The sequence below is a fragment of the Pandoraea cepalis genome (assembly GCF_902459625.1).
GTDB lineage: Bacteria > Pseudomonadota > Gammaproteobacteria > Burkholderiales > Burkholderiaceae > Pandoraea > Pandoraea cepalis.
In genome coordinates, this window is the sequence record NZ_CABPRY010000004.1 from 145,329 (window position 1) to 159,598 (window position 14,270).

The following is a 14,270-nucleotide window of genomic DNA, read 5'->3' on the forward strand; positions in this document are numbered from 1 at the left end:
TCATCGCTCGCATCATGACCGATCACAATACTCCGGCCCATACGGGCACCCCGGCGGGCGACCTGCCGCACGACGACAACAAGCTCATCGCAGAGCGTCGCGAGAAACTGCAGGCGCTGCGCGCCAACGGCGTGGCGTTCCCGAACGACTTCCGTCCCGAACAGCACGCCGGCGACCTGCAGGCGCGCTATCAGGACGTGGACAACGAGGTGCTCGAAGCCGAGCCCGTCCCCGTGTCGGTGGCCGGTCGCATGATGCTCAAGCGCGTGATGGGCAAGGCCGCCTTCGCCACCGTGCAGGACGGCAGCGGTCAAATCCAGTTCTTCATCAGCACCACCGACGTCGGCGCCGATGCCATGACCGCCTTCAAGGGCTGGGACATCGGCGATATCGTCGCCGCTACCGGCACGCTGTTCCGTACGCGCACCGGCGAACTGTCGGTCAAGGTGAAGGCACTGCGGCTGCTCGCCAAGGCGCTGCGCCCGCTGCCGGACAAGTTCCACGGCCTGTCGGATCAGGAGACGAAGTACCGTCAGCGCTACGTCGACCTGATTACCTCGCCCGAAACGCGCAGCACGTTCCGCGCCCGCGCGAAGGCCATCGCCTCGATGCGCAAGTACATGACGGACGCCGACTTCATGGAAGTCGAAACGCCGATGCTGCACCCGATTCCGGGCGGCGCCGCGGCCAAGCCGTTCATCACGCACCACAACGCGCTCGACATGCAGATGTATCTGCGTATCGCCCCGGAGCTGTATCTGAAGCGCCTGATCGTCGGCGGCTTCGAGCGTGTGTTCGAGATCAACCGTAACTTCCGCAATGAAGGCGTGTCACCGCGCCACAACCCGGAATTCACGATGATGGAGTTCTACGCGGCCTACACGGACTACCGTTGGCTGATGGACTTCACCGAAGCGCTGATCCGCAACGCCGCACTCGACGCGCGCGGCACCGCAACTATCGAATACCAGGGCCGCGAACTGGATTTGTCAAAGCCGTTCCACCGCCTGACGATCGTCGAAGCGATTCGCAAATACGCGCCCGAGTACACCGAAGCGCAACTGGCCGACATCGAATTCGTGCGTGGCGCGCTGGGCAAGTATGGCGTGAAGGTCGATGCGCCGCAGTTCAAGAACGCGGGCCTCGGTGCGCTGCAACTGGCCCTGTTCGAAGAGACGGCCGAGAGCCAGTTGTGGGAGCCGACTTTCATCGTCGACTATCCGGTGGAAGTCTCGCCGCTCGCGCGCGAGTCCGATACCGTGCCGGGCATCACCGAGCGCTTCGAACTGTTCATCACGGGCCGCGAGATCGCCAACGGCTTCTCCGAGTTGAACGACCCGGAAGATCAGGCCGCACGCTTCCGTGCGCAGGTCGAGCAGAAGGACGCGGGCGACGAAGAGGCCATGTATTACGACGCCGATTACATTCGCGCGCTCGAGTACGGCATGCCCCCGACGGGCGGCTGCGGCATCGGCATCGACCGTCTGATCATGCTGCTCACCGACAGTCCGAACATTCGCGACGTGCTGCTCTTCCCGCACCTGCGCCGCGAAGACTGAGTCGTTTGGATCGTTTAGAAGGCCGGAACGCCGCGATAGGCGGACGGCCACTCCCCATCGAGCCGCAACCAGGTGCGCGCGATGGGGAGAATCGCACCGCTCGCCGCCCCTTCGACCAATTGCCGTAACGCCAGCGACGACAGCGTTTTGGCATCGGTCGGAAACGCGAGAAGCAATGTGCGATTGACGGGGACGGCCGCAAAGTCCGTCATCTCGAAATGCTCGACCATCGACTGGTAGAGATTGCCCAGCACCAGGCCGCCAGCCGGTGCCATCCAATTGCCGCGACAGCCGGCAATCGGCGTGCCGTCGTCGAGCCGCGCAATGCCGAATTCGAAATGCCCCGCCTTCCATGCGCGCGCGAGATTCGACGCGGCTTGCGCAAATGCCGCCTCGAACGTCAGACCGGCCGAGCGCAAATCCTCGCCCTGCAGCCGACGCAGTCCAGCCGTGCCATCGAGCACGAGCGTCACGAAAACGTCGTCCGAAAACGGTTCGCTGACCTCCCCTTGCGGATCGTGGACGTCGACCCACGCGCGTTGTACCACGTACGGATAGAGGTGCGGGTGGCTTGCGGCGTCGAGCGGGGTATCCAGCGGCGGCAGCGTATCGATCATGGCGTTGGGACGAATCGGCAAGAAGGACGTTGACGGACAATGCGTGCCATTATGCGCGCGGCGCGACTTGTTTCATTTGTTATGACAACCGTGCGCGATGACGACGCAGCGCCCCATCAATCGCGAAAAATTCTCATATTTTTCAATGAATTAGCAGTCAGCCGAAGGACACTCGCCTGGGACTGCCGCGATGCACATCTTACATCGCGTTACAAAATGAAACGGATGCCGCGCCTGCCATGACGGAGACTTTTCTCATGCGAAGCCTCCCGTGCCTGTCAGCACGAAGAATGGGGTTCGCGACAACCGCACGATGGAGAAAAGCCACATGAATAACGATCTTCAACCGCGCCGCATGCATCCGCTGGTCGCTGCCGCAGCCGGCAGCATCGTGGTCGTCAGCCTGCTCGGCGTTGCCGCCATCACGGGCGTGCTCCCTGTCGCCAAAAGCACCGACGGCCCCGCAACGACCGTCGATCATTCGCAGTACGCGCTGACGTCGGCCCAACAGCCGTCTTCGAACGCGATGCGCAGCTCGCAGGTGACGGAGCAGCCGACCCAGCAGACGCAATACGCGCCGCAGCAAGCTCAGTACGCGTCGCAGCGGGCGCCGGCACAACGGGCCCCGGCGCCGCAGCCGTCATATGCCCAATCCTCGGCCGCCCCCGCACAGCGCCAGGCGGCGACATGCTCGACGTGCGGCACGGTGCAGTCGGTGGAACCGATCAGCACGCAAGGTCAGGCCTCGGGCCTGGGCGCCGTCGGCGGTGCCGTTGCTGGCGGCCTGCTCGGTAACCAGTTTGGCGCGGGTAACGGCCGCACGGCGATGACCGTGGTCGGCGCGCTGGGCGGCGGTCTGGCCGGCAACGAAGTCGAGAAGCGCGTTCGCTCCGAAACCGTGTATCGCGTGTACGTGCGCATGGATACCGGCAAGACGCGCTACTGGACCTATCAGTCCGCCCCTGGCGTGCAGCCGGGGGATCGCGTGCGGCTCGAGAACAACGGGCTGGTGCGCGCGGGCTAAGGGGGTGCGATCCGCGTCACCCCGTTTGTGCCGCGACGGATCTCGTGTTAACGCAAAAGCCGCTCCTCATGAGCGGCTTTTGCGTCTGCGGCAGCGTCGCGCGCCCTGCGCGATCGTCGGGTCAGACCTCGTCGATCCACGCCATCTGAATCGCTTCGAGCACCTTCTCACCGGCACGGTCGGGCGCGTCGTCAAAGCCGTCGAGCGCCATCACCCATTGATGCAGGTCGGTAAAGCGCACATACTGCGGGTCGATGTCGGGATGCGCCTCGGTAAGCGCAATCGCGATGTCCTGAATGTCGGTCCATTTCATGGGCAGGGTCCTCTTCTTCTGACGTGTCGCCACGCAACGCCAAACGGCGTCGATCAGTGGCTTTCCTTGGCGTGATTGATCGTGTACTTCGGAATCTCGACGACCAGATCGGTGTCGGCGGGCATCTTCGCCTGGCACGACAGGCGCGACGTCGGCTCCAGGCCCCAGGCCTTGTCGAGCAGATCCTCTTCCTCGTCTTCGGCCGGCTCCAACGCCTCGAAACCCTCGCGCACGATCACGTGGCACGTGGTGCACGCGCACGACAACTCGCACGCGTGTTCGATTTCAATGCCGTTGTCCAACAACGCTCTGCACACGGTGGTGCCGGTCGGAACGTCCAGCACCGCGCCCTCCGGGCACAGCTCGACGTGAGGCAATACAACAATTTGAGGCATGGCTTTGGCTTTCCGTGTGTGTCTTACAGTTTCTCGATGTCCGCCACGCGCCGGCCGGCCAGCGCCGCGCGGATGCTCTTGTCCATGCGGCGCGCGGCAAACGCGTCGGTCGCATGCGAGAGCGTTTCGGTCGCCGTCTTGATGGCAATCTGATCGTCGCCGGACGCCTTCTGGCGCAACTCAGCCAGCAAGCCGTCGATCTGTGCGCGCTCGTCGGCGTCGAGCAGTTCCGGGTCCGCCTGTAAGGCGCTGTCGATCGCAACCAGCAGACGCTCGGCTTCCACTTGCTGCTCGCGCAGCGCGCGGGCGCGCATATCCGCCTCGGCCGAACCGAAGCTGTCTTGCAGCATGCGCGAGATATCGTCGTCCGCCAGACCATACGACGGCTTGACCTCGATAGAGGCCGCCACGCCCGAGTGCAACTCCTGGGCGGAGACGGAGAGCAGCCCGTCGGCGTCGACCTGATACGTCACGCGAATACGTGCCGCGCCGGCCGTCATCGGCGGAATGCCGCGCAATTCGAACCGGGCCAGCGAGCGGCAATCGGACGCCAGCTCACGCTCGCCTTGCAGCACGTGAACGGCCATCGCCGTCTGGCCGTCCTTGAACGTGGTGAATTCCTGCGCACGCGCCACGGGAATCGTAGCGTTACGCGGAATGATCTTCTCGACAAGGCCGCCCATCGTCTCGACACCGAGCGACAGCGGAATCACGTCGAGCAGCAGCCAGTCGTCACCGTCGGCCTGATTGCCCGCCAGCAGGTTCGCCTGCACGGCGGCGCCGAGCGCCACCACCTGGTCCGGATCAAGATCGATCAGCGGTTCGCGTCCGAAGAAGGTCGCCACCGCGGCACGCACTTGCGGCATGCGCGTGGCGCCCCCGACGAGCACGACGCCCTTGACGTCCTCCGGGCCCATGCCGGCGTCGCGCAACGCCTTGCGCATCGGGCCGATCGTGCGTTGCACGAGCGGCGCGCCCAGCGCCGTGAATTGGTCGCGCGTGAGCGTCAGCGCGAGGTTGCGCTCGCCAGACAGCGTCAGGGCGATCGTCGCTTGCGCGGCGTCGGTCAACGCTTCCTTGGCGGTGCGCGCGTGATCGAGCAAGCCGCGCACATCCTCAGGCGTGAGCGAAGCCGCGTCGAGACCGGCCGCTTCCACCGCCCAGCGGTAGATCACCTGATCGAAGTCGTCGCCGCCAAGCGCGGAATCGCCGCCCGCCGCCAGCACTTCGAACACGCCCTTCGTCAGTCGCAGAATCGAGATGTCGAACGTGCCACCACCCAGGTCGTAGACCGCGTAAAGACCTTCCACCGCGTTGTCGAGACCGTAGGCAATCGCCGCCGCCGTCGGCTCATTGAGCAGCCGCAGCACATTGAGGCCGGCCAGACGCGCGGAGTCCTTGGTCGCCTGACGCTGCGCGTCGTCAAAGTAAGCGGGCACGGTGATCACAGCGCCCACCAGATCGTCGCCGAGCGTGTCTTCGGCGCGCTGACGCAACGTGGCGAGAATTTCGGCAGACACTTCCACCGGGCTCTTGACGCCGCCGGCCGTTGTCATCTGCACCATGCCCGGCGCGTCGACGAAATCGTACGGCGCGTTGTCGGCATGGGCGACATCGGCCAGGCCCCGGCCCATGAAGCGTTTGACGGAGACGATGGTGTTGCGCGGATCGCTGGCGGCGGCCGCACGAGCGTCGTAGCCGATCTGGGTACGGGGACCGCCCAGATAGCGCACGACGGACGGCAGCAGCACGCGGCCCTGCTCGTCCGGGAGCACTTCGGCCACGCCGCTACGTACGGAGGCCACGAGCGAATGCGTCGTGCCCAGGTCGATGCCCACGGCGAGTCGCCGCTGATGCGGCGCGGGGGACATGCCGGGTTCGGAAATTTGCAGAAGGGCCATGACTTTGCAATGCGGGCGACGCGCTCGCGCGGCCGCCCTGTTCTCAAGCAGTTCTCAGTGACATGTGACGGCGCCGCACCGGGCCGTCACGCGTTTTCCAGCATTTCGATGCGCTGCGCGATGTCTTCGTCGGCGCGCGCAATGAACATCAGTTGCCGCACGGCTTCGGCGGCCGGTTGCCACGCCTGGCTTTCGAGCCAGTCGCCCAGCTTGGCCAGCCGCACGCGACGATCCTCGCGCAACGATTTGGCAAGGGTTTCCAGAGCGCCGATATTGCGCGCGTCCACGGCGTCGTCGATGGCTTCGCGCCACTCCATCTGCTGCATCAGGAAATCGGGGGCCATCGCGGTGTTGTTCTCCGCGCCCACATCGATGCCCTGCAGCGTGAGCAGATACGTCGCGCGTTGCAGCGGGTCGCGCAGCGTGCGGTAGGCGGCGTTCGCCTGCGCGGCCCATTGCATGGCCACACGGCGCTCTGCATCGCTCGCACTCGCGAATCGATCCGGATGCACGCGCGATTGCACGGCACGGTAGGCCGTGTCGAGCGCGTCTGCGTCGAGCGCAAATCGCTGCGGCAGATCGAACAGCGTGAAGTAGTTGTCAGTCAATGCACTCATCGCGCACTCATCATCCATCCAGGGCGCCCATGCGAGGGAACGTCGCGCCATGCGCGCCATGCCACCCGCCGCCGGCCCGTAAAAAAAGCGGCTCGCGCCGCCTGGTTGCCTACGCTGCTGCTTTGGCGCCGAACCGTCCGACGGTCCGGCGACGTATTTCGCGGCTACGGTGACCGCCGCCACGCGAAGCCCACCGCCTCACGCATCGGGCGGCTCGCCGCGCTCACATTTGCGGCAGCGCAACCGGCTACCCAGCATCGCGTCGCGACCTGCCGCGCTTTGCGTCCATGTCCGGATCTGCCACGGGGGAAGATGCCGGACATGTTGCCCATGCCCACACGCCAGACGCGCGACCCATTGGCCTTCGTCGTCCTGCCGGAACCCGACGATCTTGCGCAACGGCGCGGTGTCAGATCCGGAACGACTCGCCGCAGCCGCACTCATCCTTGACGTTCGGATTGTTGAAGCGAAACCCTTCGTTCAAGCCTTCGCGCGCGAAGTCCAGCTCGGTGCCATCGATATACGGCAGACTCTTCGGATCGACGATCACTTTCACGCCGTGGCTCTCGAAGACGGTGTCCTCGCCCGCCACGTCGTCGGCGTATTCCAGCTTGTAGGCCAGGCCCGAGCAGCCGGTCGTCTTCACGCCCAGCCGCAGGCCCACGCCCTTGCCGCGCCGCGTCAGATAACGCGAAACGTGCTGCGCGGCCTTCTCGGTCAATGTAATGGCCATGATTGCCTGATTCCTTTATCCGTCGTGCCGCTTACGCAGCCTTGGCCGGCTCGGCCGTCTGGCCGTGCTTCTGCTTGTAGTCGGCCACGGCCGCCTTGATGGCGTCTTCGGCCAGAATCGAGCAGTGAATCTTCACCGGCGGCAGCGCCAGTTCCTGCGCGATCTGGGTGTTCTTGATATCGAGCGCCTGATCGAGCGTCTTGCCCTTGACCCACTCGGTGACCAGCGACGACGATGCAATCGCCGAGCCGCAGCCGTAGGTCTTGAACTTGGCGTCTTCGATCACGCCGGCTTCGTTCACGCGAATCTGCAGCTTCATCACGTCGCCGCACGCCGGTGCGCCGACCATGCCCGTGCCGACGGCGTCATCGCCCTTTTCGAACGAACCGACGTTGCGCGGGTTTTCGTAGTGATCCAGAACTTCCTTGCTGTAAGACATGGCTAACTCCTTGAATGCTCAGTGTGCGGCCCACTGGATCGAATTCAGATCGACCCCGTCCTTGTACATTTCCCACAGCGGCGACAGATCGCGCAGCTTGCCGATCTTGGCCTTGAGCAGATCGACCACATAGTCGACTTCCTGCTCGGTCGTGAAACGACCCACCGTGAAGCGAATCGAGCTGTGCGCCAGTTCGTCGTTGCGACCCAGCGCACGCAACACGTACGAAGGCTCCAGCGAGGCCGACGTGCACGCCGAGCCCGACGACACCGCAACGTCCTTGATCGCCATGATCAGCGACTCGCCTTCGACAAAATTGAAGCTGATGTTCAGGTTGTGCGGCACACGCTTTTCCATGTCGCCGTTCACATACACTTCTTCCATTTCCGTCAGACCGCGCAGCAGACGATCGCGCAGCATGCGCACGCGCTCGTTTTCCGTCGCCATCTCTTCACGCGCCAGACGGAATGCCTCGCCCATGCCCACGATCTGGTGCGTGGCGAGCGTGCCCGAACGCATGCCGCGCTCGTGACCGCCGCCGTGAATCTGTGCCTCGATGCGCACACGCGGCTTGCGACGCACGTACAGCGCGCCGATGCCCTTCGGGCCATACGTCTTGTGTGCCGAGAACGACATCAGGTCGACCTTCAGCTTGGCCAGGTCGATGGGCATCTTGCCCGTGGCCTGTGCGGCGTCGACGTGGAAGATGATGCCCTTCTCGCGGCAGATCTCTCCGATCGCCTCGATGTCCTGGATCACGCCGATTTCGTTGTTCACGGCCATGATCGACACGAGAATCGTGTCCGGACGCAGCGCGGCCTTGAAGACGTCGAGATCGAGCAGACCGTCGTCCTTGACATCCAGATACGTGACTTCGAAGCCTTCGCGCTCCAGCTCGCGCGTTGTGTCGAGCACTGCCTTGTGCTCGGTCTTCACCGTGACGAGGTGCTTGCCCTTGCCTTGGTAGAAGTGCGCCGCGCCCTTGATGGCGAGGTTGTTCGACTCGGTGGCGCCCGACGTCCAGACGATCTCGCGCGGATCGGCGTTCACCAGCTTGGCGACTTCCTCGCGTGCCTCTTCCACGGCCTGCTCGGCAGCCCAGCCGAACGAGTGGCTGCGCGATGCCGGGTTGCCGAACTGCTCGCGCAGGTACGGCAACATCTTGTCCACGACGCGCGGGTCAATCGGCGTCGTGGCGCTGTAATCCATGTAAATGGGGAGGTTGAGGGTGTCGTTTTTCATGGGTGCTCCAGGATCGTGCCGTGGCGCCAGTTAAGAACGGGCCATATCGAAGACCGAATTGGGAATGCGCGTGGCAATGGTCTGGCTGGGTGTGCCGGACTCGCGCGTGTCGTGCAGCACGGCCTGTTGGGCCTGCTTGCTGCGCTGCTGCTCGACGAGGTCGCGCAGCGAAACCGAATCGAGATACTCGACCATCTTCTGGTTGAGCGTTGCCCACAGCTCGTGCGTCATGCAGTGGCCGCGATGGCCGTCCTGGCCCTTCTCGCAATTGCCTTTGCTGCCGCACTGCGTGGCGTCGAGCGGCTCGTCGACCGCGATGATGATGTCCGCGACCGTCACCTCTTCCGCGCGACGCGCCAGACTGTATCCGCCGCCCGGCCCACGCACGCTCTCCACGATCTCGTGGCGGCGCAACTTGCCGAACAACTGTTCCAGGTAAGAGAGGGAAATCCGTTGACGCTGACTAATGCCCGCAAGCGTCACGGGACCCGCGTCCTGGCGCATGGCCAGGTCGATCATCGCCGTGACGGCGAAACGGCCTTTCGTGGTAAGTCTCATGAGGATGCAGGGATTAATCTCGACTATTTTCGTCAAGTATAAATTCCCTACGAAATCAGTCAAGTACTTCTGGCCCATTTTTTGCAAAAGTTCCGTCGTCCATTTGGGAAATTTGCTAATTTTCGGGACGCGCGTTCGCCTGGGGGGCGCGCAGGGGGAACAGCAGCACCAGCGGATTGCGCAGCACGGCGCGCCAGAGGGCACGGTGAATGTGCCGGCGGTCGCCCATTCGCAGGGGACGCGATCTGAGCGCCATGTGGAATGCTAACGCGAAACTCACCCCGACGTTGAGCAGCGCCATCGACCCGACACCGGCAACGGCCAGCCAGAGTGCCGGATCGCGCAGCACCGGCATGCCCAGCACGCCGATCGACGTCGCGATCGCGCCGGTCGACAGCGTGACGTGGCGCACTTCGAACGGCAGCGCGAACGCCGTCAGCACCGCCGGCACGAGACCCAGCATGAAGCCGAGCGTCAGATTCCCGAGCACCGGCGCAATGTGACGGCGGCACGCGTCCGCCAGCCGCGCCGCCCCGTTCCGTCCGAAGACGAAGCGCAGTCGTCGGTTGTAGGCCAGGACATCCCCGATGCCGTGCAGCGCAAACCAATTGTCGGCCCAGCCTGAAATCAGACTGGAGAACCACAACAGCACCGCCGTCATGGCCGCGAACAGCGGCGTGATGCCCAATATCGAGAACGAATTCAGCGTCGCATGGGCTTTTTCAGGCGGAATCGTGTTCATGCCAAGCGCCGCCGACACCGTCCATTGCACCAGCAGGCAGAACGGGAACACCACGGCCAGGTTGCCGAAGATAGCGGCCGCTTGCGTACGCACCAGAGCGATGACCTCGCCCACGAAGGCGTCCATACCGGCGGACGTGTCGACGTCGTCGAGCTTGCGGGCGATGGCCGGCGCGGTCATGGCCGGCTGCTTGGTCGCGAGCGTGAAATGGCAGAAGTGCATGAACAGGAAGCAGAGCGCGTAATTGGCCCCGGCAAGGAACCCCTCGACGACGCTCGGCAGGTGCGCGCTCGCAATCAGGAACTTGACGTAGACGGTGACCACTGTCACCAGCCCGCCGCCGCACGCCATCTTCAGCATGGTGAAGTACTCGCTGCGATTTCGGGCGATGTAATGCTCGCCCGTCTCGGCGCTGCGCTCGACGACCTTGCGCGCGAGCAACCCGAACGAAGTGCGCGCCAATTCGCCCACGCTCTGGCTCGCCCGGTTCGCGCGCACCAGATCGGCGAGGAGTTGCACCCGCGCGACGGCGCGATCGCCGCTCTCGCCGTGCGTCAGCCAGGCTTCGAGCAGACGCTCGAGCCGACGGATCCGCGCCTTGGTGCGTTCGACCTGAAATACGATGTCCACGCTCACGCCGTTTTCGTCCAGATGGGCATAGACCTGACGCGCCGCGCGCGCGCAGTCGTCGATCAGCGCGCGGAATACGTTGATCTGCTGCACGAAGTGCTGCGACGGTGGCGCACCATGGGCGAACGCCTGCCCAGCCGATTCGAGTGCCTGCATGGCGCGTCCGATCTGGTAGAACGGCGATTCGGTGGCGCGCGGATATGCCAGGCGCGAGCGCACCGCCTGCGACAGCCCGGTCGACCCAATCTGGTCGACGAGGTGGTGCATCGCGACGAGCAAGTCTTCGCCGAAAGGGTTCCAGTCGGCGTTGTCATCCTCGTCCTCGCCTTCATGCAAAAGCGCGATGAGGTCGGCCAACAATGCCGGCGGCATGGCGGCGATCCAGTCGGCGGCGTCGCCATCGGGAAACATCAGCGAGCACAGTGCCGAGAGATCGCGCCGCGTCGGCGGTGGTGGAATCAGCGCCTTCTCGACGCGCTCGACCAGCGCCCCCCAAAACCCTGGGCGCACCGGCATGCCTGTATCGCACAGCAGCGAAATGGCGTCGCTCTCGGCAACGACGCTGCGCAGCGTGCGCGCCACGGGGAGTCGCCATGCGGGGTTCCGCTCGAGCATCTGCAGCAGATAGCGCAGCCGCGTGTGCGGGCGATAGCGCGCCGCCTCCCCCTCCCCGCGCGCCTCGTTGACGAGGGCGCCGCGCTTTTGCACCCAGTGCGCCAATTCGATCAGCCATTGGTTGCGGACCGCCAGCGGCGCAGACGGATCGGCGTGCGCAAGCAGTTCGTCGAGCTGATGGCCGGCGTGACGTGAGGCACGCCATTTACGCCAGTACGAAGTGAGCGAAGTGAGCATCGATGGGAGACGAGGTGAAGGGGGAGGAGAAAAGCACAGTACTACAGGACAGACCGCGCAAAGCAACGTCGCTGACGCTCAGCGTTGCGTTTCCAGATGGGCGAGCAGGCCGTCGAGCCCGTCTTCGATGTAGTCGAGCACGGTCTCGAAGCCTTGTGCACCGCCGTAATACGGGTCGGGCACTTCGGTGGCGTCGTGCCGCGTGGCAAAGTCCATCAGACGCACGATCTTGTGACGATACTCAGCCGGACAGCGCGCCACGAGTTCGGCGACGTTGGCGTCGTCCATCGCCACGATCCATTCGAAGCGCACGAAATCATCGGCATCGACGCGGCGCGCGCGCAGTGCGCTCAGGTCGTAGCCTCGCCGCTCGGCAGCGGCCTGCGTGCGTTCGTCGGGGGCGTGACCGAGATGATAGCTGTGCGTGCCCGCCGAATCGACGGCGATCACATCGGTGAGCCCAGCGGTGGCCAGCCGGTGACGAAAGATGCCGTCGGCGCTGGGGGAGCGGCAGATGTTGCCCATGCAGACGAAGAGGACGGAGGTCGTTTTCATGCCTTCGGCCCCAACTCCGCCTCGCTCGCCCCATCGGTGCCGAAGACCAGTGCCTTGACGTGCAGCAACTGGTCGCGCGCCTTGGCGGCCTTCTCGAACTCCAGGTTGCGCGCATGCTCCTGCATCTGCTTTTCGAGCTTCTTGATCTCGCGCGCCAGTTGCTTTTCCGACATGTCCTGGTAGTGCGCCTGCTCCTTGGCTTCGGCGAGTTCCGCCTTGGCGTCCTGCGGGTCGTAGACACCGTCGATGATGTCCTTGATACGCTTCTTCACCCCCTGCGGCACGATGCCGTGTGCCTCGTTGTGCGCCATCTGCTTGGCACGGCGACGCTCCGTCTCCCCGATCGCGCGCGTCATGGAATCGGTCATCTTGTCGCCATAGAGGATGGCCGTTCCATTGACGTTACGCGCCGCGCGCCCGATCGTCTGAATCAGTGACCGCTCGGAACGCAGAAACCCCTCCTTGTCCGCATCGAGAATCGCCACCAGCGACACCTCGGGAATATCCAGCCCCTCGCGCAGCAAGTTGATCCCGACCAGCACGTCGAACGCGCCCAGACGCAGATCGCGAATGATCTCCACGCGCTCGACGGTATCAATGTCGCTGTGCAGATAGCGAACCTTCACCCCGTTATCCGACAGATAATCGGTGAGTTGCTCGGACATGCGCTTGGTGAGCGTGGTCACAAGCACGCGCTCTCCCACGGCCACGCGCTTGTTGATCTCACTCAGCACATCGTCGACCTGTGTCTGCGCCGGACGCACGATGATGATCGGGTCGATCAATCCGGTCGGACGCACCACCTGCTCCACCACCTGCCCGGTGCGCTTTGCCTCGTAATCGGCCGGGGTCGCCGACACGAAGATGGCCTGACGCATCTTGCGTTCGTATTCGGCAAACTTGAGCGGACGGTTGTCGAGCGCCGACGGCAGCCGGAAGCCGTAGTTGACGAGGTTCTCCTTGCGCGCCCGGTCGCCGTTGTACATGCCGTTGAACTGCCCGATGAGGACATGCGATTCGTCGAGGAACATCAACGCATCGGGCGGCAGGTAGTCGACGAGGGTCGGCGGCGGCTCGCCCGGCGCCGCGCCGGACAGATGCCGCGAATAGTTCTCGATGCCCTTGCAGAAACCCAGCTCCTGCAACATTTCCAGATCGAAGCGCGTGCGCTGCTCAAGGCGCTGCGCCTCGACCAGCTTGTTTTCCTTGTAGAAGAAGTCGAGGCGCTCGCGCAGTTCGTCCTTGATCGTCTCGATGGCGCGCAGCACCGTATCGCGCGGCGTCACGTAGTGAGACGACGGGTACACCGTGAAGCGCGGCACCTTCTGCCGCACGCGTCCCGTGAGCGGATCGAACAGTTGCAGCGTATCGACTTCGTCGTCGAACAGGTCGACGCGCAACGCCAGTTCGGCGTGTTCCGCCGGGAAGATGTCGATGGTGTCGCCGCGCACGCGGAACGTGCCGCGACCGAAGTCGGTTTCGTTGCGGGTGTACTGCATCGCGATCAGGCGCGCGATGATCTCGCGCTGCCCCAGCTTGTCGCCCTGCCGAATCGTCAGAATCATCCGATGGTATTCGCTCGGATTGCCGATACCGTAGATCGCCGAGACGGTCGCCACGATCACCACGTCTCGCCGCTCCAGCAGGCTCTTCGTCGCTGACAGACGCATCTGCTCGATGTGTTCGTTGACGGACGAGTCCTTCTCGATGAAGAGATCGCGCTGTGGAACGTACGCTTCCGGCTGGTAATAGTCGTAGTACGAGACGAAGTACTCCACCGCATTTCGCGGGAAGAACTCGCGGAATTCCGAGTAAAGCTGCGCGGCGAGCGTCTTGTTGGGCGCGAACACGATGGCCGGCCGGCCAAGACGCGCCAGGACGTTCGCCATCGTGAACGTCTTGCCCGAGCCGGTCACGCCAAGCAGGGTCTGAAAGGCGAGCCCGTCCTCCACGCCCTCGGTCAACTGGGCAATGGCCGCCGGCTGATCGCCGGCCGCGTCGAATGGGCAGTAGAGCTGATAAGGCGAGTCCGGAAACGTCAGGAACTTGCTTTCGTCGAGATCGTGGTCAGCCGCAGGAGTCATGGCGAGCGC

At 64.3% G+C, this 14,270-nt stretch carries 15 protein-coding genes; 2 read left to right on the forward strand and 13 right to left on the reverse strand.

Annotated features, from left to right (window positions below):
* Positions 1-14: 14 nt before the first annotated feature.
* The gene (gene lysS, locus PCE31107_RS11840) at positions 15-1,559 is read left to right on the forward strand and encodes a lysine--tRNA ligase (protein ID WP_150608616.1); all 1,545 of its coding nucleotides are present in this window, start codon (positions 15-17) and stop codon (positions 1,557-1,559) included.
* Positions 1,560-1,573: 14 nt separating this feature from the next.
* On the opposite strand, the gene PCE31107_RS11845 is transcribed toward lysS, so the two are convergent.
* Complete coding sequence (locus tag PCE31107_RS11845; protein WP_150608618.1) at positions 1,574-2,176, reverse strand: DUF1444 domain-containing protein; 603 nt, start codon at positions 2,174-2,176, stop codon at positions 1,574-1,576.
* A 328-nt stretch (positions 2,177-2,504) separates the two neighbouring features.
* Between PCE31107_RS11845 and PCE31107_RS11850 the strand changes: the two genes are divergently transcribed.
* Positions 2,505-3,200: a glycine zipper 2TM domain-containing protein gene (locus PCE31107_RS11850; RefSeq protein WP_150608620.1), complete on the forward strand. Its 696-nt coding sequence runs from the start codon at positions 2,505-2,507 to the stop codon at positions 3,198-3,200.
* 121 nt (positions 3,201-3,321) lie between these two features.
* Here PCE31107_RS11850 and iscX read toward each other — a convergent pair whose 3' ends face one another.
* The 12 genes from iscX to uvrB all read right to left on the reverse strand — a co-directional run bounded on the left by iscX (position 3,322) and on the right by uvrB (position 14,261).
* Positions 3,322-3,513: a Fe-S cluster assembly protein IscX gene (iscX, locus tag PCE31107_RS11855; protein WP_017234969.1), complete on the reverse strand. Its 192-nt coding sequence runs from the start codon at positions 3,511-3,513 to the stop codon at positions 3,322-3,324.
* A gap of 53 nt (positions 3,514-3,566) precedes the next feature.
* Positions 3,567-3,908 (reverse strand): ISC system 2Fe-2S type ferredoxin, encoded by a 342-nt coding sequence (gene fdx, locus PCE31107_RS11860; RefSeq protein ID WP_130025554.1) that lies wholly within the window; start codon positions 3,906-3,908, stop codon positions 3,567-3,569.
* A 23-nt stretch (positions 3,909-3,931) separates the two neighbouring features.
* Positions 3,932-5,809 (reverse strand): Fe-S protein assembly chaperone HscA, encoded by a 1,878-nt coding sequence (gene hscA, locus PCE31107_RS11865; protein ID WP_150608622.1) that lies wholly within the window; start codon positions 5,807-5,809, stop codon positions 3,932-3,934.
* 86 nt (positions 5,810-5,895) lie between these two features.
* Positions 5,896-6,426, reverse strand: a complete 531-nt coding sequence (hscB, locus tag PCE31107_RS11870; RefSeq protein ID WP_130025552.1) for a Fe-S protein assembly co-chaperone HscB — start codon at positions 6,424-6,426, stop codon at positions 5,896-5,898.
* A 198-nt stretch (positions 6,427-6,624) separates the two neighbouring features.
* Complete coding sequence (locus PCE31107_RS11875; protein ID WP_130025551.1) at positions 6,625-6,870, reverse strand: DUF3565 domain-containing protein; 246 nt, start codon at positions 6,868-6,870, stop codon at positions 6,625-6,627.
* The gene (gene iscA / locus PCE31107_RS11880; RefSeq protein WP_017234965.1) at positions 6,836-7,159 is read right to left on the reverse strand and encodes an iron-sulfur cluster assembly protein IscA; all 324 of its coding nucleotides are present in this window, start codon (positions 7,157-7,159) and stop codon (positions 6,836-6,838) included. Before iscA ends, PCE31107_RS11875 begins: the two co-directional genes overlap by 35 nt.
* Positions 7,160-7,190: 31 nt before the next feature.
* Positions 7,191-7,598 carry a Fe-S cluster assembly scaffold IscU gene (gene iscU / locus PCE31107_RS11885; protein ID WP_017234964.1) on the reverse strand — a complete coding sequence of 136 codons (408 nt, stop codon included), beginning with the start codon at positions 7,596-7,598 and terminating at the stop codon, positions 7,191-7,193.
* Positions 7,599-7,616: 18 nt separating this feature from the next.
* A complete protein-coding gene (locus PCE31107_RS11890; RefSeq protein ID WP_130025550.1) occupies positions 7,617-8,840 on the reverse strand; it encodes an IscS subfamily cysteine desulfurase in 1,224 nt (407 codons plus the stop codon).
* Positions 8,841-8,870: 30 nt separating this feature from the next.
* Complete coding sequence (iscR, locus tag PCE31107_RS11895) at positions 8,871-9,398, reverse strand: Fe-S cluster assembly transcriptional regulator IscR (protein WP_017234962.1); 528 nt, start codon at positions 9,396-9,398, stop codon at positions 8,871-8,873.
* Between the two features lie 115 nt (positions 9,399-9,513).
* On the reverse strand, positions 9,514-11,622 hold the full coding sequence (locus PCE31107_RS11900) for a site-specific recombinase (protein ID WP_150608624.1): 2,109 nt from the start codon (positions 11,620-11,622) through the stop codon (positions 9,514-9,516).
* A gap of 78 nt (positions 11,623-11,700) precedes the next feature.
* Positions 11,701-12,177 carry a low molecular weight protein-tyrosine-phosphatase gene (locus PCE31107_RS11905; protein WP_165385261.1) on the reverse strand — a complete coding sequence of 159 codons (477 nt, stop codon included), beginning with the start codon at positions 12,175-12,177 and terminating at the stop codon, positions 11,701-11,703.
* On the reverse strand, positions 12,174-14,261 hold the full coding sequence (gene uvrB / locus PCE31107_RS11910) for an excinuclease ABC subunit UvrB (protein ID WP_130025548.1): 2,088 nt from the start codon (positions 14,259-14,261) through the stop codon (positions 12,174-12,176). Before uvrB ends, PCE31107_RS11905 begins: the two co-directional genes overlap by 4 nt.
* Positions 14,262-14,270: the final 9 nt, after the last annotated feature.